Origin of the sequence: Stagnihabitans tardus (genome assembly GCF_009925085.1) — a bacterium.
Classification (GTDB): Bacteria; Pseudomonadota; Alphaproteobacteria; order Rhodobacterales; family Rhodobacteraceae; genus Stagnihabitans; species Stagnihabitans tardus.
Genome location: NZ_JAABNR010000002.1, coordinates 211,353 through 237,161, shown reverse-complemented (window position 1 = coordinate 237,161; position 25,809 = coordinate 211,353). Strand labels below are relative to the sequence as shown.

Sequence of the window (25,809 nt, the reverse complement as noted above, 5' to 3'; positions counted from 1 at the left end):
TGCATCTCTTGATCCGCAGGATCTCCGCTTGGTCAAAGGGCCGGAGCTTTCGCTCCGGCCCTTTGGTCTTACTCCGCCGGAACCTTCACCGCCTCATCCGACAAGGGATGCGACAGCCGAGACACCATTTCCTTCGGGCAGACCTGCAGGAAATTCGCCCGCTCTTCCGCCCAGTTGGCCAGGATCCGCGCGCCCAACCGCGAGCCCGTCTCGGCGACATGTGCCTCGATCAAGCCCTTCACTTGCGCCTCCCAATGCGGATGGCCGAGACCACAGGTCAGAAGCGTCTCGAGGTTCATGTAATCCTCAGCCACGCCCTCGGGGTCATAGAGATAGGCCATGCCCCCGGTCATCCCGGCGCCAAAGTTGGCCCCGATCCGCCCCAGGATCACCGCAACCCCGCCGGTCATGTATTCGCAAGCATTCGACCCCGCGCCCTCGACCACCACCTTGGCGCCCGAGTTCCGCACGGCGAACCGCTCACCGGCCCGGCCAGCAGCGTAAAGGAACCCATCCGTCGCGCCATACAGAACCGTATTGCCGACGATGGTGTTCTCTTCCGCCTTCAAGGGCGAGGTCATCGAGGGCCGCACGACAATCGTCGCCCCCGAAAGCCCCTTGCCGACATAGTCGTTGGCATCGCCCTGGACCTCGATCTTCAGCCCGCGCACCGCGAAGGCGCCCAAGCTTTGCCCGCAAGACCCGGTCAGCTTCACCGTCAGATGATCGGCCTGCAGCTGATTGCGCATGCCGAACCGCTTGACGATATGGGAAGACGCCCGCGTCCCGATGGTGCGCAAGGTATTCCGCACCGCATAGGAGAGCTGCATCTTCTCGCCGTCTTCAAAGAAGCGGTGGCCGTCCTTGATGATCTCGGCATCCAGCGTGTCGGGCACATGGTTGCGCGGCTTGGACCGGTCGTAGGTGATCTTCTGCATCGAATCGACCGAGATCAAGAGCGGGTTCAGGTCGAGGTCATCGAGGAAGACCGACCCGCGCGAGACCTGCGCCAAGAGATCCGCCCGCCCGATGATCTCGTCCAGGGACCGCGCGCCGATCGAGGCGAGGATCTCCCGCACCTCCTGGGCATAGAAGGTGATCAGGTTGACCACCTTGTCCGCCGTGCCGGTGAACTTGGCGCGCAGCGCCTCGTTCTGCGTGCAGACGCCCACGGGGCAGGTGTTGGACTGGCACTGACGCACCATGATGCAGCCCATGGCGATCAGGGCGGCGGTGCCGATCCCGAACTCTTCGGCGCCCATCATCGCGGCCATGACAACGTCACGACCGGTCCGCAGGCCGCCATCGGTCCGCAGCGTCACCCGCTCGCGCAGGTTGTTCATCGCGAGGACCTGGTGGGCCTCGGTCAGACCCATCTCCCACGGGAGACCCGCGTATTTGATGGAGGTGCCAGGGCTGGCCCCGGTCCCGCCATTGTGGCCCGAGATCAGGATCACGTCGGCCTTGGCCTTGGCCACGCCCGCGGCAATCGTGCCGACACCAGACGAGGACACCAGCTTGACCGTCACCTTGGCGCGCGGGTTGATCTGCTTCAGGTCATAGATCAGCTGCGCCAGGTCTTCGATGGAATAGATGTCATGGTGCGGCGGCGGGCTGATGAGAGTCACCCCCGGCGTCGAATGCCGCAGCCGCGCGATCAGCGCCGTGACCTTCATCCCCGGAAGCTGGCCACCCTCGCCGGGCTTGGCGCCCTGGGCCACCTTGATCTCCAGCTCTTCGCAGGCGTTCAGATATTCCGCCGTGACGCCAAAGCGACCGGAGGCCACCTGCTTGATCTTGGCCGAAGGGTTGTCGCCATTGGCCTCGGGCAGGAAATGCGCCGGGTCTTCGCCACCCTCACCGGAGTCGCTCTTCGCCCCGATGCGGTTCATGGCAACGTTCAGGGTCTTGTGCGCCTCGGGCCCGAGCGCCCCCAGCGACATGCCCGGCGTCACAAACCGCTTGCGGATCGAGGTGATGCTTTCCACCTCCTCGATGGCCACCGGCTTGCCCAGGGCCTTGATGTCCAACAGGTCGCGGATATGGATCGGCGGATTGGCCCGCATCGCTGCGGAATACTGCTTCCAGATGTCATAGGACGCCCGGTCGCAGGCCGATTGCAGCATATGCATGGTCTGGGCTTCCCAGGCATGCTTCTCGCCCGAGCGCCGCGCCTTGTAGAAGCCACCGACCGGCAGGACGCGGGTATCCGCGGTCCAGCCCTTGGCATGGACCTCTTCGGACTTCATCTGGATGCCGACCAGACCAATCCCCGAGATGCGGCTTTGCATGCCGGGGAAATACTCGGCCACCATGGCGCGCGACAGGCCCACGGCCTCGAAGTTCAGACCGCCGCGATAGGAGGAGATCACCGAGATCCCCATCTTGGACATGATCTTCAAGAGACCCGCGTCGATGGCATCGCGGTAAAGCCGCATGGCATCGACCAAGGAGCCCTCCAGCAGACCGCGCGAGATCCGGTCGGCGATGGTGTCTTCGGCCAGATAGGGGTTGACCGTCGTGGCACCCGACCCGATCAGCACCGCGAAGTAATGCGGATCGATGCACTCGGCCGCACGCACGTTGATCGAGCAGAATGTCCGCAGGCCTTTCCGCGTCAGCCAGGAATGCACCGCCGAGGTCGCGAGGATCATCGGCATGGCGACTTTCTCTGCGCCCTGGTGTTCGTCGGTCAGGACCAGCTGGCCCGCGCCCGAACGGACGGCGTCCTCGGCCTCGGTGCGGATCCGCTCCAGCGCCTTGCGCAAGGCATCCGGGCCCGGCGCAAAGGTGCAGTCGATATGGGCCACCTGGGCGCCGAAACGCTCGACCAGGACCTTGAACTCGCCATTGGCGATGAAGGGGCTTTCCAGGACGAGGATTTCGGACTGCGAGGAATTCTCGTCCAGCACGTTGCGCAGGTTGCCGAAGCGGGTCTTCAGCGACATGACCCGACCCTCACGAAGCGAGTCGATCGGCGGGTTGGTCACCTGGGAGAAATTCTGGCGGAAGAAGTGGCTCAGCGGGCGGTAGACGTTCGAGAGAACCGCCACCGGCGTGTCATCGCCCATCGAGGCGACCATTTCCTTGCCATCCTCGGCCATGGGCAGAAGGACCTGCTCGATTTCCTCCAGCGTATAGCCCGCGGCCAACTGACGACGGCGCAGGTCGTCGCCCGTATGGGTCGGCGCCTCGGGCACGTCACGCAAGAGGGCGTTCAGGTCAACGATCTTCTCGATCCAGTCGCCATAGGGCTGGGCGGCGGCGAGTTTGTCCTTCATTTCCGTGTCGTGGTAGAGCTTGCCCTCTTGCATGTCGACGGCAATCATCTGACCCGGCCCAAGCGCGCCCTTTTCGCGCACGGTGCCTTCATCCACGGGAACCATGCCAGCCTCGGAACCCGCGATCAGCATGCCATCCCCCGTGATGACATATCGCATCGGGCGCAGACCGTTGCGGTCGAGCCCGCCGCAGACCCAGCGGCCATCGGTCATGGCAAGGGCGGCGGGGCCGTCCCAGGGCTCGATGATCGAGTTGCAATAGGAATACATATCGGCCCAGGCCTTGGGCATGTTGACGGTCTGCTTGGACCAGGCCTCGGGGACCAGCATGGTCTTGGCCATGGGCGCATTACGGCCCGAACGGACCAGAACCTCGAAGACCGCATCCAGCGCACCGGAGTCAGACGTGCCGCCCGGGATGATCGGCTTGATATCCTCGGCCATGTCGCCGAAGGCGCTGGAGGCCATGCGGATCTCATGGCTCTTCATCCAGTTGACGTTGCCCTTCAGCGTGTTGATCTCGCCGTTATGGGCGAGCATGCGGAAGGGCTGGGCCAGCCACCACTGCGGGAAAGTGTTGGTGGAATAGCGCTGGTGATAGATGGCGAAGGCGGATTCGAAGCGCTCGTCCATCAGGTCGGGATAGAAGACCGCGACCTGTTCGGCCAGCATCATGCCCTTGTAGATGATCGACCGGCAGGAGAGCGAGCAGAGATACATCCCCTGGATACCCGCCGCCGTCGCCGCCTTCTCGATCCGGCGGCGGATGATGTAAAGCTCACGCTCGAACTGCTCGGGATCGGTGCCGTTCTCGCAGCGGATCAGGATTTGCTCGATCTCTGGGCGCGTGGCGCTGGCCTTGTCGCCCAGGACGGAGGTATCCACCGGCACATGGCGCCAGCCATAGATATAGTGGCCCAGACGCAGGACCTCGGTCTCGACGATGGTCCGGCAGCGCTCCTGCGCGCCGAAATCGGTGCGCGGCAGGAAGACCTGGCCCACGGCGATCAGCTTGCCCATGTCGGGCTCGTGCCCCGTGCGGCGGATCTGGTCGTAAAAGAACTTGACCGGGATCTGCACATGGATCCCCGCCCCGTCGCCCGTCTTGCCATCGGCATCGACCGCGCCCCGGTGCCAGACGGCCTTCAGCGCGTTGATCCCGTTCTCGACCACCTTGCGCGAGGGCTTGCCCGACACGGCCACCACAAGGCCCACGCCGCAGGAGGAATGCTCGTCCTCGGTCTTGTACAGGCCATTGGCGTCCAGCCAGGCGCGCTTGGCTTCCTCGGCGGCGACCCAGGCTTCATCATATTGCGTCATGTCAGAACCCTTTTTGGCTTTGGGGCAGGGCTTCAAGCTGCGACATCTGGTCGTCGCATTCGAAAAGCGGGATTGTGTTGCCGAACCCGGGCTCGCCGGGCTCGATGAATTTCACGGGGGAGTTGTCGGAGCCCACCCAGGAGCCGTCCTCCATCTCCCATTCGGACTTGCCCGACAGGAAGGTCCGCCAGTCCGGCGAGACATATTCATGCCCGCGCGAGTGGCGCAGCACGGTGCCGTCCTCGGCCTGCTGGGTGTATTCGTATTCCGATTCCTTCAGCGTCACGCCGTCGATGACGACCTCGCGCCCGGTCAGCTTGTCAAAGCCCGTGACGCGGGTCTTGGTGCCATCGGCCTTGGTCAGGCCGAAGTCAAAGCTGTCGAGGCCGGTGGTCAGAAGCTCGTCGAAATTGGCGCGGTCCTTGGGGCTGTCGTCCAGGGTTTCCTTCATCGGCGGATCGATCTCATAGCTTTCGACCCATTCGGTCTGGGCATTGATCCGGGACAGGTAGAAGGGCCCATTGGCGCCGTAATCCGCGCGCCATTGGTCGCCGGGCGCATCGGCCTCGCAGGTGTAGAAATGCGACACGAGGCAGCCGCGCATCTGCACGGTCAGATGGGCCTTGCAGCCCTCGGGCGGGGTGAAGCTGCCCGCAAGGACGGGGGCCGCGAGGAAGACCATCGGAAGCAGGGCGCGTTTCATCATGACTTGTCGGCCTTTTCGTCGGTTTCGTTGAAAGACAGGGTCGCGCAGTCGAATTTCGGAATCTGGGCGTCAAAGCCGGGCTCGCCGGGGCGGGAGAGCTCGACCGGTTGGCCCCAAAGGCTCATTTTGCCGGTCTCGTCGGGCAAGAGGCTTTCGCCGCCAAACAGGGCCCCGGTGACCGGATCGACATAGTTCATGAAGTCGACCGACTCGGCCACCAGGGGCGCCGAATAGGTATCGGTGCCGAAGAAGCGCAGGCGGGTCAGGTCGGTTCCGCTGATCGTCAGGGGCGGGTCCACGCGCAGGACCCTGTGGTCGCCCGTCGTCACCCAGGCCTGTGCGCCCTGGCGGAACTGGCCATAGACCATTTCCACGCCACGTCCGGTCCGGATGATCTCGGCCGGAGGGGTGCTGAAGGACCGGGACATGTCGTTGAAGAAGTATTGGCCACGCTGCGGATAGGCGATCCGGATCTGAACGAAGTCGGCGTCGAAGGTGGAGGCGTAGCGCAACCCCTTGTCGTCGAAGGATTCCGAGCGCCATTCGACCGGCGACATCCCGGTGCACCGCAGGACGGTGCGCACCATGCAGCCATGGGTCTGCACCGTCAGCACCGGCTGACACGCCTCGGGCCGCTTCGAGAGGTCATCTGCCGCTGCCGGACATGCCAACAGCAGAAAAGCCCAAAGATGCCAAAGCCGTGCCATTGCGCCGGGTGCCTTCGTTCAGGACAGGATCACTCTGCCGCAACCGAGGCCGATTGCGCCAGATAGGAGAGGATGGTCTCGGCCGCTTCACGCCCATCGCGGATCGCCCAAACCACCAGGGAGGCGCCGCGCACGATATCGCCCGCCGCATAGACGCCGGGCAGGTTGGTCGCATGGGTGCGGAAATCGGCCTTGATCGTGCCCCAGCGGGTCACGCCCAGTTCCGGCACGCCCCAGAGCTTGGGCAGTTCCTCGGGCTCGAAACCCAGGGCCTGGACGACCAGGTCGGCGGGCTCGGTGTAATCGGCATCCTCGATCACCTCGGGCATCTGGCGGCCCGTCGCATCCGGCGCGCCAAGGCGCATCCGCTGGACGATCACGCCCTCGACCGAGTCCGACCCCGTGAAGCCCTTGGGGGCCGAGAGCCAGACGAAATCGACGCCCTCTTCCTCGGCATTCTGCACCTCGCGCTGGCTGCCCGGCATATTGGCCTTGTCGCGGCGATAGAGGCATTTGACCGAGGTCGCGCCCTGGCGGATCGCGGTGCGGACGCAGTCCATCGCCGTGTCGCCGCCGCCGATGACGACGACGCGCTTGCCCTCGGCGTTCAGCGTGCCGTTCTCAAAGGCCTCGACCTCGTCGCCGAAGCTCTTCTTGTTCGACACGGTCAGGTAATCCAGCGCCTTGACGATGCCGGGAAGACCCACGCCAGGGGCCTGGATGTCGCGGGCCTTGTAGACGCCGGTGGCGATCAGGACCGCATCATGGCGGCCCCGGATCGCGTCGAAGGAGAGGTCGACGCCGACATTGCAGTTCAGGACGAACTGGACGCCCGCGGCCTCCAGCTGCGCGATGCGCTGCATGACGACGGGCTTTTCCAGCTTGAAGCCGGGGATGCCATAGGTCAGGAGCCCGCCCGCGCGGTCGTAGCGGTCATAGATCGTGACCTGGACGCCCTGGCGGCGCAGCACGTCGGCAGCCGCAAGGCCCCCGGGACCCGCGCCGATGATGCCGACCGATTCCGTGCGCTCGGCGCCCGGCTTGATCGGCGCGACCCAGCCGTTTTCCCAAGCCAGGTCGGTCAGGTATTTCTCGACCGCGCCAATGGTGACGGTGCCATGGCCGGACTGTTCAATGACGCAGTTGCCCTCGCAGAGCCGGTCCTGCGGGCAGATGCGGCCGCAGATCTCGGGGAAGGTGTTGGTGGCCTGGGACAGCTCATAGGCCTCTTGCAGGCGGCCCTCAGCGGTCAGGCGCAGCCAGTCGGGGATGTTGTTCTGGAGGGGGCAATGCGCCTGGCAATAGGGCACGCCGCATTGCGAGCAGCGCGAGGCCTGCTCGGCCGCCTTCTGCTCGGCGAACTGGCGGTAGATTTCGTGGAAATCCTCCGCCCGCAGGGTGGCGGGGCGCTTCTCGGGGGTCTCTTTCCCCAAGGTCACGAATTTCAGCATGCGTTGCACGGCCATGACAGCACCTCCGGTATAGCGGCTTTGGGGTGATACAGGGCTGGCGGCGGGATGAAAAGTCAGCAATGCTGACCTATATTCAGGTTTCTTGTGCGATTTCTGCCAAGCGCTCTATTTTTCTGCGGAAAATAGGGCGCTTATACTGACCTATCCCCCTAGGCGCCCATCGAAAGCAGGGCAAAGGCCGCAAGACCGAGGATGATTCGCCACCAGCCGAACAGCGCGTATCCCTTGGTCGAGACATAGCCGAGCAGCCATTTCACCACGAGCCCGCCCGCGACCATCGCCACGAAAAACCCCACTGCCAGCACGGCAAGCGCTGAAAAATCCAGCTCATGGCGGGTTTTCACCAGGTCATAGCTCACCGCGCCCAGCATGGTGGGCAGCGACAGAAAGAACGAGAACTCGGCCGAGGCGCGCTTGGACAGGCCCAGCATCCGCGCACCGACGATCGTCGCCCCAGAGCGCGAGACCCCGGGCACCATGGCCAGGCACTGGATGAAACCGATGGCCAACGCCTTGCGGAAGGGCACGCGCCCGGCATCGGAGACGGTCTCTTCGGGGGCGATGCGGTCGATGAACAACAGCACGATGCCGCCCAGCACCAGCATCGTGGCGATCAGGCGCGGGGTCTCGAACAGGACGGACTTGATGAAGTCATGCGCCAAGGCCCCGATCAGCATCGCGGGCAGGAAAGCCAGCACCACCGACACGATGAAGCGCCGCGAGGTCTCTTCGCGATGGGCCGTGCCGAAGACATGGATCAGCTTTTCGCGGTAGACCCAGGCGATGGCAAGCACCGGACCAAGCTGGATGAAGACCTCGAAGGTCTTGGAGGCCGAGAAGCCCAGGAAATGCCCGACCAGCAGAAGATGGCCCGTGGAGGAGACCGGGATGAACTCGGTCAGCCCCTCGATCAGGCCCAGAAGGGCGGCAATCATGATTTCGGTCATCGCGCACCCCGGCGGCTTTTCTGGTTCCGTCGGCCGGCCCCCTGCCCCAGAGCGCGGGACAGGGCCTGCGGTCAGACCTTCTTCAGGTTCTTGGCCGAATCGCGGATGGCGGTGAACTGGCCAGCCGGGCGATAGCGCCACATGTAGTCGCCGAAGACCGTCTCATAGGCCTTGGGCGTGACGCCGAGCTCCGCCAGGCCCTTGGCGCCCGGGGTCACGACATTGTCACTGCGCAGCTGGCGCACCTGGTCGGGGGTGATGAGCGTGTTCTTGAACAGCCCCAACGTCAGGGCCTGGACCCCGCTGAGCACCCCGCCGATGGCCGAGCCCACGAAGAAGGGCAGGTTGATGACCAGGCGGCGACGCTTGACCTCGGTCAGGACATCCTTGATCAGGGCGCGCAGGCTCTTGGCCTCGGGCCCGCCAAGCTCGTAAACGCCAGTGGCGCCGCGCGTGATGCCGTTCAGCGCGGCCTGGGCCACATCCTCGACATAGACCGGCTGGAAGCGGGTTTCGGCGCCGACCAGGGGCAGGATCGGCCCCAGGCGCGACTGGGCGCCGAAGCGGTTGAAGAAGCCGTCCTCCTGGCCGAAGACCACCGAGGGACGCAGGATCAGCGCATTGGGGAAGCCCGCAAGCACCGCAGCCTCGCCCTCGCCCTTGGAGCGGGCATAGTTGGACCCGCCCTCGGCATCGGCGCCGATGGCCGAGACGTGGACAAGGCTGTGCACCCCCGCGGCCGAGGCCAGGCGGGCGATGCGGCCCGCGCCCTCGACATGCAGGGCGGTCTGATTGTTGGCGCCCATCGTGTCAAAGGTGCCGACGCAGTTCACCACGGCCTGGGCGCCCGAAAGCGCAGCGGCGACCGAGGCTTCGTTGCGGATGTTGCACAGGACGGGCTCGACCTGGCCCACGGCGCCATAGGACTTGACGAAAAGCGCCTCGTTCGGGCGGCGGCAGGCGACGCGGACGCGCCATCCCTCTGCGGCCATGGCGCGGGCGATATAGCGCCCGACGAAACCCGACCCGCCGAAGATCGTGACCAATTTGCTCATGGCGCCCTCGTTTGACTGTCCAGACGCGCCTTGAATACAGCGGGGCCCGGCTGCCAGCAAGGCCAAAGCCTTTCGCGTTTTTTTCACCCGAGCCCTGTTGACACCCCCCGAATCCCCGGCTAAACCCCGCCGCACTGAAAGCGTGCCCAGATGGCGGAATTGGTAGACGCACTGGTTTCAGGTACCAGCGCTGCAAGGCGTGGAGGTTCGAGTCCTCTTCTGGGCACCATTTACAGGCCAAAAGCCGCGCAATCCCAACTGGTTGCGCGGCTTTGTCTTTGGCGCCCCCGCCAAAGGCCCGCCTTGGCTTTCTCGCGCAGCAGAACGCGCCCGCCCCTGGGGGCGCAAAGCGGACCTCTGGTTTGGCCTGGGTCCTTCATGGCCATGAAAGCCGGTCACAGTCCCCGCTTGGCCGCGTGACAGGGCGCCTCCACCTGCCCCCGCCCGAGTCGCGGAGAGCGCTCTCCGGCCAAGGCTCTGCCCCATGGGACGCCGCCCGAGACGGCTGGGCTTGACCGCCCGTTCCGGCAGTTGTCGGAACTCTGCCTCCCATTGTCGACCGCCACCCCCTTCACCCCGGTCTTGTCGGAACTGCCCGAATATCCTGTCGAAAGGGGGTCCCCTAGATTCTGCGCACCGAGACTTGGGTCGGCCTGCGGGAAGAGGGTCGGCAAGACTGCTCTCAAGACCAGGACGCAAGCTCTCGGACTTCGGCAACGGCGCCTGAGACCCAGCCGCCTCAATCAGGAGACAGCGACAATGGTTGCGACGATCGATCAAACCGCGAATGCAGGCGTCTCGAGCCTCGCCAGCGCGGCGGCCTCCTATACGTTCGACATGTCGGCGGCGGTCGCCGGCTTCTCGACGAGTGAAATCCTGAAACTCTATGCCGCCAACGAAGGCAAGGCGGTCGGCTGGGACATGTGCACGGCGCTGGTCTGGCTGATGACCAACGGCGCGGGCGTGCCCTTCTTCGACAGCCGGAACATGACCGCGGGCAACGATCCGGATGCGGTCCTGAACGCGGCCTTCGTGGTGCCCCATGCCAGCGCGCCCAATGCGGCGGGCGATGGCTGGGGGCTGGTCGGGACCTATACCAGCACGACGGCCCTGGCCTCGACGCTGGTGGCGGGCGACTCGATCCGGCTTTACGCTGCGGGCAATACTTCCGAGGCGTCGATCAGCTCCTCCGGCAAGGCGATTGCGCATTCCTTCGTCTATGCGGGGGTCATCAACGGCATCCAGCAGGTCTGGGACAACTACACCGGCGTGGTGAAGCTTCACCCCCTTTCGGATATCGCCCGCGACTTCGGCGCCGGGGGGAGCTATGCCGCCGCCTATGTCTCGCGGCTGGACGTCGCCTACAGCAACGCGAATTTCAGCACCACGACCCTGGCGGGCAACGGCAAGGGCGACTTCTCGCTGATCTCGGGCGGCACCACCGGCCCGGGCGCTGGCAACGATGTCTGGTCCGGCACCTCGGCGGTCGACAGCGTCCGGGGCTTTGACGGCAACGACGTCATGTATGGCATGGGCGGGGCCGATACGATCTGGGGCGACGCGGGCAACGACCGGATCCATGGCGGGACCGAGGCGGACCAGCTCGTGGGCGGCGAGGGCAACGACTTCCTGTCCGGGGAAGCGGGCAATGACCTCCTGGGTGGCCAGCAGGGCACCGACACGCTGGATGGGGGCGAGGGTTTCGACACCCTCATCCTCCCCAACGCGACGGGGGGAGCGGATGTCCACCTGGGCCTTGGCTACGCCAAGAACGCCTATGGCGATGCCGACAGCATCTCGAACATCGAGGCGGTGATCGGCACGGGCTGGGGCGACGCCCTCCAGGGGAGCGACCTGGCCAACCGGATCGAGACCGGCACCGGGGACAACTGGGTCCACGGCGGCGGGGGCAATGACACGATCATCGGCGGGTCGGGCGCCGACGAGCTCTATGGCGACGATGGCAACGACCTGGTCCAGGGCGGTGGCGGCAAGGACACGCTCAAGGGCTGGACCGGCGATGACACGATCATCGGCGGCAATACCGGCAGCCTGATCGACGGCGAGGCGGGCAATGACTCGCTGGTCGGCGGGGCGGGGGACGACACGATCCACGGCGGCGGCGGTCGCGACACGATCACGGGCGGAGGCGGCGCCGATTACATCAACGGCTGGGGAGACACCGACACGGCGATCCTCTCCCGGTCGCGGGATGGCTTCGATGTCGTGCAATACGGCGGGTCGTCCTTCGGGCTGACCGACAAGGCGACCGGGCACCTGACCATCGTGGAGAATGTCGAATACTTCCGGTTCACGGATGGCACCCGCTCGGCCTCCGAGCTGATCCCGCCCAAGCCCAACCAGGCGCCCGCGGGCCTGACCGCCTCGGCCTCGACCGTCGCCGAGAACACCGCGCCCGGGTCTTCCATCGCCACGCTTTCGGCCAGCGATGCGGATGGCGACGGGCTGACTTTCGCGCTGCTCTCGGGCTCGGATGCGCGGCTGGTTCTGTCTGGCATCCAGGTGTCGCTGGCCCCTGGCGTGCTGCTGGACTTCGAGGCCGGGCAGAACAGCCTCACGGCCGTGATCGAGGTGACCGACGGCAAGGGCGGGCGGCTGGTGCAGACCCAGGCCTTCACGGTGACGGATGTGCAGGGAGAGACCGTGACCCTCATGTCGGCTGGCACGCTGAAGGGCGACATCGGTCAGGACATCCTGACCGGCTCGGCCGGGCGCGACCTGATCCATGGTGGCGCCGATGCGGACCGCCTGACCGGCAACGGCGGGCCGGACGTGCTGTTCGGCGGCCTTGGCAACGACACCCTGGAGGGGGGCGAGGGCGTTGACCGGCTGATCGGCGGGTCGGGGGCCGACAATCTCTCGGGGGGCGGTGGCGCGGACCGCATCGCGGCCGGGCGCGGCGCCGACGTTCTGACCGGCGGGGCGGGGGCCGATACCTTCGTCTATGTGAAGGGCGATGGAGCCGACCAGATCACCGACTTCTCGACCCTCGACCGGCTGGAGATCCACGGCTTCGGCCCGATGGACGCGGCGGCTTTCGTGTCGACCTATGCCCATGCCTCGGCCGCGGGGGTGGTCATCGACCTGCCGGGCGCCGACATGCTGACGCTGGCGGGCTATACCGATCTCGCCGGCCTGTCGGGCCACCTGCTGCTGGTCTGAACCCCTGCGGCGGCCCGGGACGCAAACCCCGGGCCGCCTGCTTTCGCCACGGTCTCAGCGCCCGTCGTGGAAGGGCGTGTCTTCGGTCTTGAGAATTAGGCGCTTGATTTGTGCGACGGGGCGGATATCGACCACGCGGGTGCCCGAGATATCGAGAAGCGCCAAATGGTTCAGCGCGGCCAGCGGAGACAAATCAGAGACATCCGTCTGCGCCAGGTTCAGTCGGACCATGCGTGTCAAATGCCCAAGGGCAGAGATATCCTTGATCTTCGCATGCGAGAGATCCAGCTCCGTCAGGTTCCTGATCTTGGAGAGGGGGGAAATATTCGATACAGGCGCATGCGACAGGTCCAGCCGGTCAAGGCCAAGCAATTTGACCAGCGGCCATATGTCGACGACCTTCGTTCCGGACAGGCGCAGGTCCTTCAGGTCGCCCAGCCGCGCCAGGGGCAGGAGGTCGCTGACCTCGGTGCGTGACAGGTCAAGGCGGACCAACGGCGCCATCGAGGCCAGGGGCGCCAGGTCCCTGACGCGCGTGTCCGAAAGGTCCAGCTCCTCCAGCGTCTTGTTCTTTTTCAGGCGCGACAGGTCGACCACCATGGTCGACGACAGATCCAGTCGTCTCAGGTATTCATGCCCTTCCAGCGGCGTCAGGTCGAAGGCGCCGGTGCCTGCCAGACTGAGGTCCGTCAATCGCTGCAGCCCGGAAAGCGGGGCCAGGCCCCAGACTTTGGAATGCGACAGGTCAAGCCGATCCAGGTCTTTCATGCCAGCAAGCGGGGACAGGTTGTGAACCTTCGTGCCGGACAGGTTCAGGTCGGTCAGCTGCCCCAGGTTCGACAAGGGCGCGATATCCTGGATCGGGCAATTCGCCAGGCTCAGCTGACGCAGCGGCTGCAATCTTGCGATTGCCTCCGGCAACGTCGGCAAGTCCAGCCCCGAGAGGTCAAGCTTGGGCAGTTGCCGTCGAAAGGCCTCGTCGATGCGGCGCAGCGCTTCGGCCAGGTCGGCGGCGGGCCCCTCTTCGACGATGGGCTCGAAGACCCGGAGCTGGTCTTTCCCGATGGCCTCGACCTGGTCGCGACGCATCCTGACGCGGATGAGCCGCGACCGGTGAAAGGACATGCCCTCGGTGCTCCAGCCCCGGATGTCGATATCGCTCAGCGTCACATGTTCGAAAAGCCGCGAGACGTCGATGCCAAGCGCGCGCAGTGCCGAGGGGATATCCTTTTCGTCCTTGACGCGGTCGGCCGCATCCAGCTTCTGAGCCAGGCTCTCGGATATCCGCCAGGTGTTTTCACGCATTGCCCTTCTCCGGTTCGCTTGCCTCTTCGGCCGGGCCCGAAAGCCGCAGCACGCTGGTCGCCAGCGAGATATGGCCATCGGGGAGGGGGATGGCGGGCCGCAGGTCCTCGGCGATGAAGGCGCGGCGCAAGAGGTCGCGCATCACGTGCTGGGTGGTATCGGGCACCGCGATATGGGACAGGTCGATGTGGTCGATATCGGCCGAGAGGCGGAAGGCCAGAAACACTTCCGGCGTGTGGACCTTGACGTGGAACCAGGGCGAAGCGGGCTCGCCCTCGTGTGACAGGACCGTGCCATTCAGGGTCTGGGGGCCGGAGGCCCGGTCATCGGGAACCGGGACGATCGCCCAGGCCCGCAATTCGCAAGGGCGCGGGACATCCTGCTGAAACTCCATCGACCGCGCCCAGCGCGTTTCGGGCTCCGTCACGAAGTCGCCTTGGCCGAAGCTTTGCTCCATCGGCGCCAGGACGGAAAAGCGCGCCTCGGGCAAGGCGAGGCGCACGGACCACGACCTGGGGCCCTCCGTGTCCCCGGACGTGCTGCCCCTTGGCCGCTCGGGAAAGATCATCTGCACCGCCCGCCTCTGGATCGCGAAGAAAGCGGGGCTGAGCGCATGGACATGGGAGGAGGTCGGATCGTTGACCGGCGGACTGTGGGCTTCGAACCGCACGTGATGCACCCTCTGGTCGGTTCCGAACCTTGGGGTGAACAGGCGCGCGGCGCTGAGGTCGACCGTCGTGGCCCGGTAGATCGCATAGACCACCCTCGCGTCCCACTTCATCTCTTTGCCATCGGGCATCTTCAGCAGGTTCGCAATCGAGGTATGGCTGATCGGCGAAAGCAGCTCTCCACCCATATGTGCCGCGCACCAGGCCTCGTAGCGCCCTTCTGGCAAGGCGGCCTTCATGGCCTCCCGGACCCATGCGTTGATCCTTCCGGCAATCGCATAGGCCGTCTCGTCGCGGAAAAGCGGCCCCATGATGAAGTCCCGCAGAGCTTGCCGGTCAAGCAGGCAGTCCCGGATCGGATCGGCCCGCGTGCCGCGCTTTTTCGTCAGCCCATAGGGCTTGCTCCAATAGGCGACTGCGGCGGGGTCTGGCGTCGTCTCGGGCATCGCTTGGTCTCTTCCTGCGGCTGCCTGCAAGGATGCCAAGAGCGGCAACGACAAGATAGCACCTTCGTTCGACAATTTCGCGGGCCCCAATTTCGCGGGCCCCTTCCGGGCCGGAAGAAGCGGGGGGCTGGAGAAGAGGCGCCCCAAGACTCTCGCATTCACCGCATTTGCCGCTTTTTTGCCGCAATCGGACCCTATGCCCACCGTGGCGGCCGGTTTTGGTCAGCCCATCCGCGGCAGAAGTTGCAGTCAACCGACGGCCCCCCTCGGGCGGCCCTCAAGGGGATCGCATCATGCCCAATTCCTATTCCGGCACCGGAGCCCCGGCGGCTCCCACCTTCGCGGCGGCCCTCTCGACGACGGCCGTGACCCAGATCGCCAACCAGCTTGCCTCGGGCTTCTGGACGGCGCAGGGCGGGGTCTCGGCCAAGTTCAACGTCAAGCCGGGCGGCACGCTGACCGTGGACCTCAATGCCCTGACGGCCGAGGGCCGGACCCTGGCGCTTCAGGCGCTGGACACATGGACCCAGGTGACCGGAATCCGCTTCCAGGCCGTGACCGCGGGCGCGGCGCAGATCACCTTCGACGACAATGACCAGGGCGCCTATTCCTGGTCGAACAAGGCCGCGCGGGTGATCACCTCCAGCCATGTCAATGTCTCGACCGACTGGATCGCCAACTATGGCACCGATCCGGCCGGCTATTCGCTGCAAACCTATATCCACGAGATCGGCCATGCGCTGGGCCTGGGCCATGCGGGCAATTACAACGGCAGCGCGGGCTATCCGAACAACGCGCTCTTTGCCGCCGACAGCTGGCAAATGTCGATCATGTCCTATTTCAGCCAGACCGAGAACACGACGACGGGCGCCTCCTTCGCCTGGGTGCTCTCGCCACAGCTGGCCGATATCCGCGCGATGGAGACGCTTTACGGCGCCAACAGCAAGGCGGGCTTCGGGGCCACGACCTATGGCGTCGGGTCCAATGCCGGGCTGGTCCACCAGGCCATCGGGGCGCTGATGGCGGGGGGGACACTGGCGGAACCCGTGGCCTTTACCGTGGTCGACCGGGGTGGCACCGACCTTTTCGACTTTTCCACCGATCTGGCCGCCCAGGTGATCAACCTGACCGGGGGCACCAGTTCGAACATCTATGGCCTGCGCGGCAACCTGGTGATCGAGGCCGCCACGGTGATCGAGAACCTGAAGGCGGGCCAGGGCAGTGACGCCCTTCGCGGCAATGCGGCGGCGAACCTGATCTATGGCGGCAATGGCGCCGATACGATCGAGGGCGGCGACGGGGCCGACCAGCTTTTCGGCGATGCGGGCGGGGATGCGCTCTTGGGCGGGCTTTCGAACGACGTGATGACCGGGGGCGATGGGGCCGATTGGCTGAACGGCGAGGAGGGCAACGACAAGCTCTATGGCGGCGCCGATATCGACACGCTTTTGGGCGGGGCCGGGGCGGACACGCTTTACGGCGGCGAGGGGATCGACGTGCTGGAAGGCGGCGAGGGCAATGACGCCATCTATGCCGAGGGCGGCGGCGAGCAGCTCTCGGGCGGCGACGGATCGGACAAGCTTTACGGCGGGGCCGATGTCGACACGCTTCTGGGCGAGGCGGGCAATGACAGCCTTTACGGCGGCGGCGGGGTCGATGTGCTGGAGGGCGGCGAGGGCAACGACGCGATCTATGGCGAGGCCGGGGCCGAGACGCTGATGGGCGGGGCGGGGTCGGACAAGCTTTACGGGGGGTCGGATGCGGATGCGCTTTACGGCGGCGAGGGCAATGACCTGACCGACGGCGGCGAGGCCTCGGATGCCCTTTGGGGCGAGGCGGGCAATGACACGCTTTACGGTCAGGCCGGGGACGACACGCTGACCGGAGACCTGGGCAACGACAGCCTCCTGGGCGGCGATGGTGCCGACCAGCTCGACAGCGGCGACGGCAATGACGGTCTGAAGGGCGAGGCAGGCGACGACGTGCTGGCCTCCGGCGCGGGCAATGACGCGCTGGACGGCGGAACGGGCGATGACAGGCTGACGGGCGGGGCCGGGGTCGATCAGCTGACCGGCGGGCTTGGGGCGGATGTCTTCGTCATGGTGCTGGAGACCAGCCGCGACACGATCAAGGACTTCGTCTCGGGCACCGACCACATCGACCTGGGCATGGCCGTGCAGATGATCGGCGGCGCGGCCTTCAGCGGCACGGCCGGAGAGCTGCGCCATTCCGTCTCGCGCAGCGGCATCACGGTCGAATTCGACGCCAATGGCGATGGGCTCGGCGACCTGACCTTCGTCTTGTCGCGGGCCACGGTGCTCTTGGCCGGCGATTTCCTGTAGGGCCCCTTCCCTCCCTGGCCTCCGCGCTTGCCGGGCGGGAGCGCCGGGGCTAACCTGCCCGCATGAGCCAGAGCCCCCGCCCTTGACCCGCGCCTTCCGCCATCTTTTCGCGGCCCAGGTCGTGGCGCTGACCGGCACGGGCCTGGCCACGGTCGCGCTGGGGCTCTTGGCCTGGGACCTGGCCGGAGACCGCGCGGGCACGGTCCTCGGCACGGCGCTTGCCATCAAGATGCTGGCCTATGTCGGCCTCGCGCCCCTGGCCTCGGCCCTGGCCGACCGCCTGCCGCGCCGGGGCTTCCTGGTGACGCTGGACCTGATCCGGGCGGCGGTCATCGCCTGCCTGCCCTTCGTCACCACCGAGACCCAGATCTACGCGCTGATCTTCGTGCTGCAAGCGGCCTCGGCGGGCTTTACCCCCGCCTTCCAATCGACGCTTCCCGATCTCCTGCCCGACCCCAAGGCCTATCTGCGCGGCCTGTCGCTGATGCGGGTGGCCGAGGACCTGGAGCAGATCGCCTCTCCGCTCCTGGCCGCCGCGCTTCTGACGCTGGTCTCTTTCCCGGTGCTTTTCGCGGGCACGGTCCTGGGGTTCCTGGCCTCGGCCGCGCTGGTGGCCTCGGTCAGCCTTCCTCCGCGCCAAAGGGTCGAGGAGAGCTTTGCCCGCAGCCTGACAAAGGGCCTGGCGATCTATGCCGCGACCCCGCGTCTGCGCGGGCTTCTGGCGCTTGAGGGCGCGGTGGCCGCGGCGGGCGCCATGGTCTATGTCAACACCGTCGTCCTGGTGCAGGCGCGGCTTGGCCTGTCCCAGGGCTTCGTGGCCCTGGCCTTCGCGGCCTTTGGCGCGGGCTCGATGGCGGCGGCGCTGCTCTTGCCCCGGCTCTTGCAGGACCGCGCGGACCGGGGGCCTATGCTGACCGGGGCGCTGATGATGCTGGTGGGGGTGGCCTGCCTGCCCTGGGTCACAGGCTTTGCCGGGCTTGCGGTTCTTTGGGCGCTGGTGGGGGCGGGGTTCGCGGCGGCCCAGGTGCCCATCGGGCGCATCGTCTCCCGCTCGGCCCGCGAAGAGGACCGGGGCGCCGTCTTTGCCGCGCAATTCGCGCTGAGCCATGCCGCTTGGCTGGTGACCTACCCGCTGGCGGGATGGCTCGGCAGCGCCTGGGGACTGCCGCAGGCCGCGCTGGCGCTGGCGGCGCTGGGGGCTGCGGCCTGGGGGCTTGGCCTGGCGCTGTGGCCGGGCCATGACCCCGATGCCCTGCCCCATGCCCATCCCGACCTCGCGCCGGACCATCCCCACCTGGCCGAACATGCCGCGCCCCATGTCCATGACTTCGTGATCGACCGCCTGCACCCGCGCTGGCCCTGAGGCAGGTCGCGGGCGTCACCCCGCCAGAAACCCCATCAGCCGCGAGAGCGGCGGACTGACGGGGCGCAGTTGCGGCCAGACCAGCCAATAGGCGCCCTCGACCGGGGTGTAATGATCGGCCAGGGGCTGAAGCCGCCCCCGGGCGAACTCGGCCTCGGCCAGAAAGCGCGGCAGAAGCGCGACGCCCAGGCCCAGGGCCGCCGCCTCGGCCATATGGCTGAACTGGTCGAAGAGCATCCCCCGCAGGTGGCTGGCCTGGACCCCATGGCGGGCGAACCAGTCCTCCCAGGCCCCGGGGCGGCTTTCCAGGTGCAGAAGCGGCAGGGTCAGCAGTGCCTCGGGGGCCAGGGGCGCGCCTTGGGAGGCGGCGGGGATCATCTCCTCCCGCGTCAGCTCCTGGTAATCCACGCCCTGCCAGTCGCGCCCGCCGAAGTGGATGGCGGCATCGAAGGGCTCTCGCAACAGGTCGAAGGGCTGCAACCGGGTCGAGAGGTTCACCGTGATCTCGGGATGGGCGGCGGCGAAATCTTTCAGCCGGGGGAGGAGCCAATGCGACCCGAAGGCGGGCAGGACGGCCAGATTCAGGCTTTGCCGCGCCCCCGCCGCGCGGATCTTCAGGCTGGCCCGGGCGAGGTCCTGCAAATAGTCCCGGATCGAGGCCGCATAATCGGCCCCCGCAGGCGTCAGCGCCAGCCCCTTGCCCGCGCGGTGAAAGAGCGTGACGCCGATCTGATCCTCCAGCGCCTTCAGCTGACGGCTGACGGCGGAATGGGTCAGCGACAGGTCCTCGGCGGCGGCGGTGGCGCTGCCCAGCCGCTCCACCGCCTCCAGCGCCAGGAGGGAGGAAATCGAGGGCAGGAAGCGGCGCGGGGCGATCATGTGAGTTTTTCTCCAAGGATATGGAACAGAACTCGCTCATTTTTGGGCGCTTGGCCAGATAGACTGACGCCATGCGACAGAATGGGATGGCAATGGACCGCGCTGAGATCGTGCATGAGAATTTCCGCGCCCGGGTGGCTGCGGGCGAGTTGCCTGCGGGCCGTGCGCCTGCCGGGCCGCTTGGCCCCGAGCTTGCGGTCCAGGCCTTCCGCGCCGGATGCCTGACGCGGGCGCTGGACCGGCAAAGCCGCGCGATGAGCCGGGCGGGTCAGGGGTTTTACACGATCGGCTCTTCGGGGCATGAGGCCATGGCCGCCGTGGCCCTTGCCCTGCGCGCGGGTGACATGGCCTTTCTGCACTATCGCGACGCGGCCTTTCAGATCGCGCGGGCGGGTCAGGTTCCGGGGCAGAACCCCGCCTGGGACATGCTGCTTTCTTTCGCCAGTTCCTCCGACGACCCGATTTCCGGGGGCCGCCACAAGGTCCTGGGAAGCCGGGCGCTGATGATCCCGCCCCAGACCTCGACCATCGCGAGCCATCTGCCCAAGGCGGTCGGCGCCGCCTATTCCGTGGGCGCGGCCAAGCGCCACCGCCCGGAACATGCGCTGATGGCGGATGACGCGGTGGTCATGTGCAGCTTTGGCGATGCCTCCGCCAACCACTCCACCGCGCAGGGGGCGTTCAACACCGCCGGATGGACCGCGTATCAATCCGTCCCCCTGCCCCTGATGTTCGTCTGCGAGGACAATGGCATCGGCATCTCCACCAAGACCCCCAAGGGCTGGATCGAAGCCGGTTTCCGCGCCCGCCCCGGGCTGAAGTATTTCAAGGCCGACGGGCTGGACATCTACGACACCTACCGCGTGGCCTCCGAGGCCGCCGATTACATCCGCTCCCGCCGCAAGCCCGCCTTCCTGCATCTGCGCACCATACGCCTCTACGGCCATGCCGGCGCCGATTTACCCACGACCTACCTCTCCCGCGAAGAGGTCGAGGCCGAGGAGGCGCAAGATCCCCTGCTGCACTCCGTCCGCCTGCTGCATGAAGCCGGGGTCATGGCCCCCGCAGAGGCGCTGGAGATTTACGACCAGACCACGGCCCGCGTGGCCCGCGTGGCGGCCGAGGCCGTGACGCGGCCCCGCCTGAAGGATGCCGCCGGAGTCATGGCCTCGATCATCCCGCCAAGGCGCGAGAACCGGCCTTCGAACGGCCCCGACCGGGCAGCGGTCTTTGGGCCGGACCTGAAGCAGATGGCCGAGCCGCAGCCCATGTCGCGGCTGATCAACTGGGCGCTGACCGACCTCATGGCCTCCCATCCCGAGCTGGTGATGATGGGCGAAGATGTCGGTCGCAAGGGTGGAGTCTATGGGGTCACGCAAAAGCTCCAGGCGCGGTTCGGGCCGGACCGGATGATCGACACGCTTCTGGATGAGCAGTCGATCCTCGGCCTCGCCATCGGCATGGCGCAGAACGGCTTTGTGCCGATGCCCGAGATCCAGTTCCTCGCCTATCTCCACAATGCCGAGGACCAGATCCGGGGAGAGGCCGCGACCCTGCCCTTCTTCTCCAACGGCCAGTTCACCAACCCGATGGTGCTGCGCATCGCGGGCCTGGGCTATCAAAAGGGCTTCGGCGGGCATTTCCACAATGACAACTCCCTGGCCGTCCTGCGCGATATCCCGGGGGTGGTGCTGGCGGTGCCCTCGAACGGCGCCGATGCCGCGATGATGCTGCGCGAATGCGTGCGGCTGGCGCGGGAGGAGAACCGCGTGGTGGCCTTCGTCGAGCCCATCGCGCTCTATCCGATGCGCGACCTGCATGCCGAGAAGGATGGGCTGTGGATGCGGACCTACCCCGAGCCCTCCCGACTGATCCCCCTGGGCCAGGTCGGAACCTCGGGCTCCGGCGACTGCGCCATCGTCACCTTCGGCAACGGGGTCTACCTGGCAACCCAGGCGCAGGCGGAGCTGGAGGCGGCGGGGGTGGCGCTGCGGATCGTCGACACGCGCTGGCTCTCCCCCCTGCCCAAGGAGGCTTTGACCGAGGCCGTCGCGGGCTGCTCCCATATCCTGGTCCTGGACGAGACGCGCCATTCGGGTGGCATCGCCGAGGCCCTGATGGCGCATTTCCACGAGACGACCGACGCGAAACTGTCCCGCCTGACCGCCGAGGACAGTTTCATCGCCACGGGCCCGGCCTATGCCGCCACGATGCCGTCAAAGGCGGGCGTGGTCGCGGCGGTGCTGGCCCTGACCGGAGCAGGCACCGCAACGCCACTCCCCGCCTCCTCTGCCGGGCCCCTGACCGGAGGGGACAAATGACCCGCAAGACCGCCGTCGTGATCTGCCCCGGGCGTGGGACCTATAACGCGACCGAACTCGGCTACCTCGCCCGCCACTTCCCCGACCCCGCGCTCCTGGCCCGCTTCGACACCCTGCGGGACGGCCAAGAGAGCCTGCGCGACCTGGACGGGGCGGCCAGCTTTCAGCTTTCGCGGCACGGGCGGGGAGACAATGCCTCGGCGCTGATCTTTGCGGCCTCTTATGGCGACTTCCTGTCGCTTGACCTGGATGTCGTCGCGGTCACCGGCAATTCGATGGGCTGGTATACGGCCCTGGCCTGTGCGGGGGCGGTGACCCCCGAGGACGGGTTCCATATCGCCAACACCATGGGCCGCCTGATGACCAAGGCGCCGGGCGGGCAGCTGATCCATCCCCATATGGGGGAGGACTGGCGCCCCGACCCCGCCCGCAAGGCCGGGCTCCTCTCCAGCGTCACCGAGATCGCCAGCCGTCCGGGGCACGCCCTGGCGCTCTCCATCGACCTCGGCGGCTTCCTGGTTCTGGCGGGCAATGATGCCGGGCTCAAGGCCTTCGAGACCGCCACCCCGCCCGAAGGCCGCTTCCCCATGCGGCTGGCCAACCATGCGGCCTTTCACACCGCCCTGATGGCGCCCATCGCGGCCGAGGGGCAAAGCCTTCTGCCCGAAAGCCTGTTCCAGACCCCAAGGCTGCCACTGATCGACGGGCGCGGCCAGACCTGGTGGCCGGGCGCCCAAACGCCCGCCCAACTGCGCGCCTATACCCTGGGGACCCAGGTCACCGAGCCCTACGACTTCACCGCCGCGATCCGCACGGCCGCCCGCGAGTTTGCGCCGGATGTCTTCGTCCTGACCGGGCCGGGAACCACCCTGGGCGGGGCGACGTTGCAATCCCTCATCCTGTCGAACTGGCGCGGCCTGTCGTCCAAGGCCGAAGCCCAGGCGGCAAACCCCCTCCTCTCCATGGCGCTGCCCGATCAGCGCCCCCTTGCCGGAGCCCAATCATGATCTCTCCCCTCCTGTCCAACGCCGAGACCCAAGGCACCCTGCCCGTCTTCTCCCCCATCGACGGGGCCGAGATCGCCCGCGCCCCCGAGACCGACCCGGCCCTGATGCCCGAGGTGCTGGCCCGGGCGACGCAGGCCTTCCTGGCCTGGCGCGAGGTCCCCGCGCCCCGTCGCGGGGAACTGGTCCGGCTTCTGGGCGAGGAACTGCGGGCCGCCAAGGAGGACCTCGGCGCCCTGGTGACGCTGGAGGTCGGCAAGATCACCTCGGAGGGCCTGGGTGAGGTGCAAGAGATGATCGACATCTGCGACTTCGCGGTGGGGCTTTCCCGTCAGCTTTACGGGCTGACGATTGCCTCCGAACGCCCCGGCCACCGCATGGCCGAGACCTGGTTGCCCGTAGGCCCGGTGGGGATCATCACCGCCTTCAACTTCCCCGTGGCCGTCTGGGCCTGGAACGCGGCTTTGGCCCTGGTCTGCGGCAATCCGGTGATCTGGAAGCCCTCGGAGAAGACCCCGCTGACCGCCCTGGCAACCCAGCGCGTCTTTGAACGCGCGCTGGCGCGGTTCGGCGAGGCACCCGAGGGTCTGGTGCAATTGGTCATCGGCGGGCCTGCCCTGGGGGAGGCGCTGGTGGCCTCCAAGGCCGTGCCGGTGCTCTCTGCCACGGGGTCGACGCGGATGGGGGCCTGGGTTGGCCCCAAGGTTGCGGCGCGCTGGGGGCGGGCGATCCTGGAGCTGGGGGGCAACAATGCGATGATCGTGGCGCCCTCGGCGGACCTGGACATGGCGGTTCGGGCGATTGTCTTTGGCGCAGTCGGGACGGCGGGGCAGCGCTGCACCTCGCTCCGCCGCCTGATCGTCCACAGGTCGATCCGCGAGGACCTGGTGGCGCGGCTGGTCAAGGCCTATGCCTCCTTGCCCATCGGAGACCCCCGCAAGCCCGGCACCCTGATCGGGCCGCTGATCGACCAGGCCGCCCGCGCGCGGATGCTGGCGCAGCTGGAGCGTGCCCGGGCCGAAGGCGGGGTGGTCCATGGCGGCATGGCGCTGGAGGGCCCCGGCGCCTATGTCACCCCCGCCCTGGCCCTGATGCCCTCGCAAACCGACACGGTGCGGGAAGAAACCTTCGCGCCGATCCTCTATGTCCTGACCTATGACGACTTCGCCGAAGCCATCGCCTTGCAGAACGACGTGCCGCAGGGCCTGTCCTCCTGCATCTTCACCCTGAACCTGCGCGAGGCCGAGACCTTCCTCTCCGCCTCGGGCTCCGACTGCGGGATTGCCAATGTCAACATCGGTCCCTCGGGCGCCGAGATCGGCGGGGCGTTCGGCGGCGAGAAGGAGACCGGGGGCGGGCGCGAAAGCGGCTCGGACGCCTGGAAGGCCTATATGCGGCGCCAGACCTCGACGGTGAATTACTCGGCCAAGCTGCCCCTGGCGCAGGGGGTCAGGTTCGATGTCTAACCTCTGGCGGGCGACGGCGGAGGGGTTCTCCGCCCCGCCGCTGGCCTCGGATGCCACGGTGGACCTGGCGGTGATCGGCGGCGGCTTCACCGGGGGGGCTGCGGCCCTGCGGGCGGCCGAGATGGGGGCAAAGGTCTGCCTTTTGGAGGCCGAGACCACGGGCCATGGCGGCTCGGGGCGCAATGTCGGGCTGGCCAATGCAGGGCTCTGGTTGCCGCCCGAGACGGTCATCGCCCAGATGGGAGAGGGCCCGGGACGGCGGCTGATCGCGGCCCTGGCGGCGGCGCCGGGGCGGGTCTTCGACCTGATCGCGCGGCATGGCATCGACTGTGAGGCCACCCGCAACGGCACCCTGCACCTGGCCCATTCCGCCAGGGGCTTCGCCGATCTGGCCGACCGCCACCGCCAGGGCCTCGCCTTCGGCGCGCCCCTCCAGCTCCTGGACAAGGCCGAGACCGCGCGGCGGACGGGCTCCAGCGCCTTCCACGGCGCGCTCTTCGACCCCCGCGCCGGGACGATCCAGCCCCTGGCCTATGCGCGGGGTCTGGCGCGGGCGGCCATGGCGGCGGGCGCGATGTGCCATGAGGCCAGTCTGGTCACCGCGCTGACCCGTCAGGGGGCTGAGTGGCTTCTGACCTGCAACGGCCACCGCATCCGCGCCAAGGCCGTGCTTGTGGCCACCAACGCCTATCACCTGGGGCTGCAAGCCTATGCCCCGCAATATGTGGCCGTCAGCTATTGCCAATTCGCCACGGCGCCGCTTCGGGCCCCCGATATCCTGCCGGGGCGCGAGGGCTGCTGGGACACGGCCCTGGTCATGAGCTCCTTCCGGGTTGACCAGGCGGGGCGGATGATCCTCGGCGCCATGGGCAATTCCGAAGGGCCCTTGGGCCCGCTGCACGCCGCCTGGGCGCGGCGCAAGCTGGCGCGGGTCTTCCCCCAGATCGCCGGTGCGCCCTTCGAACACGCCTGGAGAGGGCGGATTGCGATGACCTCCGACCATGTGCCGAAGATCCTGGAGTTCGGACCCGGGGCCTATGCCTGCTTCGGCTATTCCGGTCGCGGCATCGGCCCCGGCACGGTCTTTGGCACCGAGGCGGCGACCGCGCTTCTGACCGGCGAGGCGGGTGGCCTGCCCCTGGCCCCCGTGACCGCCCACCATGAGACCCTGACCGCGCCCAAGGCAGCTTGGGTCGAGGCAGGGGCGGGACTGATCCACGCGGTCTCGGCACGGGGATAGGGGGGCGGTGCGCTGAAGCGCACCCTACGCATATAGAGGCGGGTTCGGGACTCACCCGGGGCGCGCGCCTCGGGGGGCGGCATGCTGCATGCAGACCTCGGTCG

At 67.2% G+C, this 25,809-nt stretch carries 16 protein-coding genes and 1 tRNA gene; 8 read left to right on the top strand and 9 right to left on the bottom strand.

The window, feature by feature from the left end; genetic code table 11:
• Positions 1 to 68: 68 nt before the first annotated feature.
• The 6 genes from gltB to GV832_RS02810 form a co-directional block, all read right to left on the bottom strand.
• Complete coding sequence (gene gltB, locus GV832_RS02835; RefSeq protein WP_168773307.1) at positions 69 to 4,601, bottom strand: glutamate synthase large subunit; 4,533 nt, start codon at positions 4,599 to 4,601, stop codon at positions 69 to 71.
• A 1-nt stretch (position 4,602) separates the two neighbouring features.
• Positions 4,603 to 5,307, bottom strand: a complete 705-nt coding sequence (locus tag GV832_RS02830; protein WP_168773306.1) for a hypothetical protein — start codon at positions 5,305 to 5,307, stop codon at positions 4,603 to 4,605.
• Positions 5,304 to 6,014 (bottom strand): hypothetical protein, encoded by a 711-nt coding sequence (locus GV832_RS02825; RefSeq protein WP_227754194.1) that lies wholly within the window; start codon positions 6,012 to 6,014, stop codon positions 5,304 to 5,306. Before GV832_RS02825 ends, GV832_RS02830 begins: the two co-directional genes overlap by 4 nt.
• 29 nt (positions 6,015 to 6,043) lie before the next feature.
• Positions 6,044 to 7,480, bottom strand: a complete 1,437-nt coding sequence (locus tag GV832_RS02820; protein WP_168773304.1) for an NAD(P)-dependent oxidoreductase — start codon at positions 7,478 to 7,480, stop codon at positions 6,044 to 6,046.
• A 155-nt stretch (positions 7,481 to 7,635) separates the two neighbouring features.
• The gene (locus GV832_RS02815) at positions 7,636 to 8,433 is read right to left on the bottom strand and encodes an undecaprenyl-diphosphate phosphatase (protein WP_168773303.1); all 798 of its coding nucleotides are present in this window, start codon (positions 8,431 to 8,433) and stop codon (positions 7,636 to 7,638) included.
• 71 nt (positions 8,434 to 8,504) lie between these two features.
• Complete coding sequence (locus GV832_RS02810) at positions 8,505 to 9,488, bottom strand: complex I NDUFA9 subunit family protein (protein ID WP_168773302.1); 984 nt, start codon at positions 9,486 to 9,488, stop codon at positions 8,505 to 8,507.
• 144 nt (positions 9,489 to 9,632) lie between these two features.
• Here GV832_RS02810 and GV832_RS02805 point away from each other — a divergent pair.
• Both GV832_RS02805 and GV832_RS02800 read left to right on the top strand, forming a co-directional pair.
• Positions 9,633 to 9,717: transfer RNA gene (locus tag GV832_RS02805), tRNA-Leu, on the top strand.
• Between the two features lie 530 nt (positions 9,718 to 10,247).
• A complete protein-coding gene (locus GV832_RS02800) occupies positions 10,248 to 12,671 on the top strand; it encodes a calcium-binding protein (RefSeq protein WP_168773301.1) in 2,424 nt (807 codons plus the stop codon).
• A gap of 54 nt (positions 12,672 to 12,725) precedes the next feature.
• Here the strand turns inward: GV832_RS02800 and GV832_RS02795 are convergent, their stop codons facing one another.
• Positions 12,726 to 13,976, bottom strand: coding sequence for a leucine-rich repeat domain-containing protein (locus GV832_RS02795; protein ID WP_168773300.1), 1,251 nt, complete (start codon positions 13,974 to 13,976; stop codon positions 12,726 to 12,728).
• Positions 13,969 to 15,090, bottom strand: coding sequence for a hypothetical protein (locus GV832_RS02790; protein ID WP_168773299.1), 1,122 nt, complete (start codon positions 15,088 to 15,090; stop codon positions 13,969 to 13,971). The genes GV832_RS02795 and GV832_RS02790 overlap by 8 nt, the downstream gene beginning before the upstream one ends.
• Before the next feature lie 293 nt (positions 15,091 to 15,383).
• Here GV832_RS02790 and GV832_RS02785 point away from each other — a divergent pair, with 293 nt between their 5' ends.
• A complete protein-coding gene (locus GV832_RS02785; RefSeq protein WP_168773298.1) occupies positions 15,384 to 17,432 on the top strand; it encodes a M10 family metallopeptidase C-terminal domain-containing protein in 2,049 nt (682 codons plus the stop codon).
• An 82-nt stretch (positions 17,433 to 17,514) separates the two neighbouring features.
• On the top strand, positions 17,515 to 18,795 hold the full coding sequence (locus GV832_RS02780; protein WP_168773297.1) for an MFS transporter: 1,281 nt from the start codon (positions 17,515 to 17,517) through the stop codon (positions 18,793 to 18,795).
• Between the two features lie 15 nt (positions 18,796 to 18,810).
• Here GV832_RS02780 and GV832_RS02775 read toward each other — a convergent pair whose 3' ends face one another.
• Positions 18,811 to 19,674: a LysR substrate-binding domain-containing protein gene (locus GV832_RS02775; RefSeq protein WP_168773296.1), complete on the bottom strand. Its 864-nt coding sequence runs from the start codon at positions 19,672 to 19,674 to the stop codon at positions 18,811 to 18,813.
• Between the two features lie 92 nt (positions 19,675 to 19,766).
• Between GV832_RS02775 and GV832_RS02770 the strand changes: the two genes are divergently transcribed.
• The 4 genes from GV832_RS02770 to GV832_RS02755 are packed head-to-tail and all read left to right on the top strand — an operon-like array spanning position 19,767 to position 25,705.
• The gene (locus GV832_RS02770) at positions 19,767 to 21,995 is read left to right on the top strand and encodes a thiamine pyrophosphate-dependent enzyme (RefSeq protein ID WP_168773467.1); all 2,229 of its coding nucleotides are present in this window, start codon (positions 19,767 to 19,769) and stop codon (positions 21,993 to 21,995) included.
• The gene (locus tag GV832_RS02765; protein ID WP_168773295.1) at positions 21,992 to 23,002 is read left to right on the top strand and encodes an ACP S-malonyltransferase; all 1,011 of its coding nucleotides are present in this window, start codon (positions 21,992 to 21,994) and stop codon (positions 23,000 to 23,002) included. The genes GV832_RS02770 and GV832_RS02765 overlap by 4 nt, the downstream gene beginning before the upstream one ends.
• Entirely contained in the window at positions 22,999 to 24,465 is a 1,467-nt protein-coding gene (amaB, locus tag GV832_RS02760) for an L-piperidine-6-carboxylate dehydrogenase (RefSeq protein ID WP_168773294.1), read from the top strand. Before GV832_RS02765 ends, amaB begins: the two co-directional genes overlap by 4 nt.
• Positions 24,458 to 25,705 carry an NAD(P)/FAD-dependent oxidoreductase gene (locus tag GV832_RS02755; protein ID WP_168773293.1) on the top strand — a complete coding sequence of 416 codons (1,248 nt, stop codon included), beginning with the start codon at positions 24,458 to 24,460 and terminating at the stop codon, positions 25,703 to 25,705. Before amaB ends, GV832_RS02755 begins: the two co-directional genes overlap by 8 nt.
• The last annotated feature ends 104 nt before the right edge of the window (positions 25,706 to 25,809 follow it).

Excerpts from the sequence above, each read along its gene's own strand:
- GV832_RS02800 (WP_168773301.1), top strand. The coding sequence starts at position 10,248 with ATGGTTGCGACGATCGATCAAACCGCGAATGCAGGCGTCTCGAGCCTC.
- gltB (WP_168773307.1), bottom strand. The coding sequence starts at position 4,601 with ATGACGCAATATGATGAAGCCTGGGTCGCCGCCGAGGAAGCCAAGCGC.
- GV832_RS02825 (WP_227754194.1), bottom strand. The coding sequence starts at position 6,014 with ATGGCACGGCTTTGGCATCTTTGGGCTTTTCTGCTGTTGGCATGTCCG.
- GV832_RS02815 (WP_168773303.1), bottom strand. The coding sequence starts at position 8,433 with ATGACCGAAATCATGATTGCCGCCCTTCTGGGCCTGATCGAGGGGCTG.
- GV832_RS02830 (WP_168773306.1), bottom strand. The coding sequence starts at position 5,307 with ATGATGAAACGCGCCCTGCTTCCGATGGTCTTCCTCGCGGCCCCCGTC.
- GV832_RS02790 (WP_168773299.1), bottom strand. The coding sequence starts at position 15,090 with ATGCCCGAGACGACGCCAGACCCCGCCGCAGTCGCCTATTGGAGCAAG.
- amaB (WP_168773294.1), top strand. The coding sequence starts at position 22,999 with ATGATCTCTCCCCTCCTGTCCAACGCCGAGACCCAAGGCACCCTGCCC.
- GV832_RS02795 (WP_168773300.1), bottom strand. The coding sequence starts at position 13,976 with ATGCGTGAAAACACCTGGCGGATATCCGAGAGCCTGGCTCAGAAGCTG.
- GV832_RS02775 (WP_168773296.1), bottom strand. The coding sequence starts at position 19,674 with ATGATCGCCCCGCGCCGCTTCCTGCCCTCGATTTCCTCCCTCCTGGCG.
- GV832_RS02810 (WP_168773302.1), bottom strand. The coding sequence starts at position 9,488 with ATGAGCAAATTGGTCACGATCTTCGGCGGGTCGGGTTTCGTCGGGCGC.
- GV832_RS02765 (WP_168773295.1), top strand. The coding sequence starts at position 21,992 with ATGACCCGCAAGACCGCCGTCGTGATCTGCCCCGGGCGTGGGACCTAT.
- GV832_RS02820 (WP_168773304.1), bottom strand. The coding sequence starts at position 7,480 with ATGGCCGTGCAACGCATGCTGAAATTCGTGACCTTGGGGAAAGAGACC.
- GV832_RS02755 (WP_168773293.1), top strand. The coding sequence starts at position 24,458 with ATGTCTAACCTCTGGCGGGCGACGGCGGAGGGGTTCTCCGCCCCGCCG.
- GV832_RS02785 (WP_168773298.1), top strand. The coding sequence starts at position 15,384 with ATGCCCAATTCCTATTCCGGCACCGGAGCCCCGGCGGCTCCCACCTTC.
- GV832_RS02770 (WP_168773467.1), top strand. The coding sequence starts at position 19,767 with ATGGACCGCGCTGAGATCGTGCATGAGAATTTCCGCGCCCGGGTGGCT.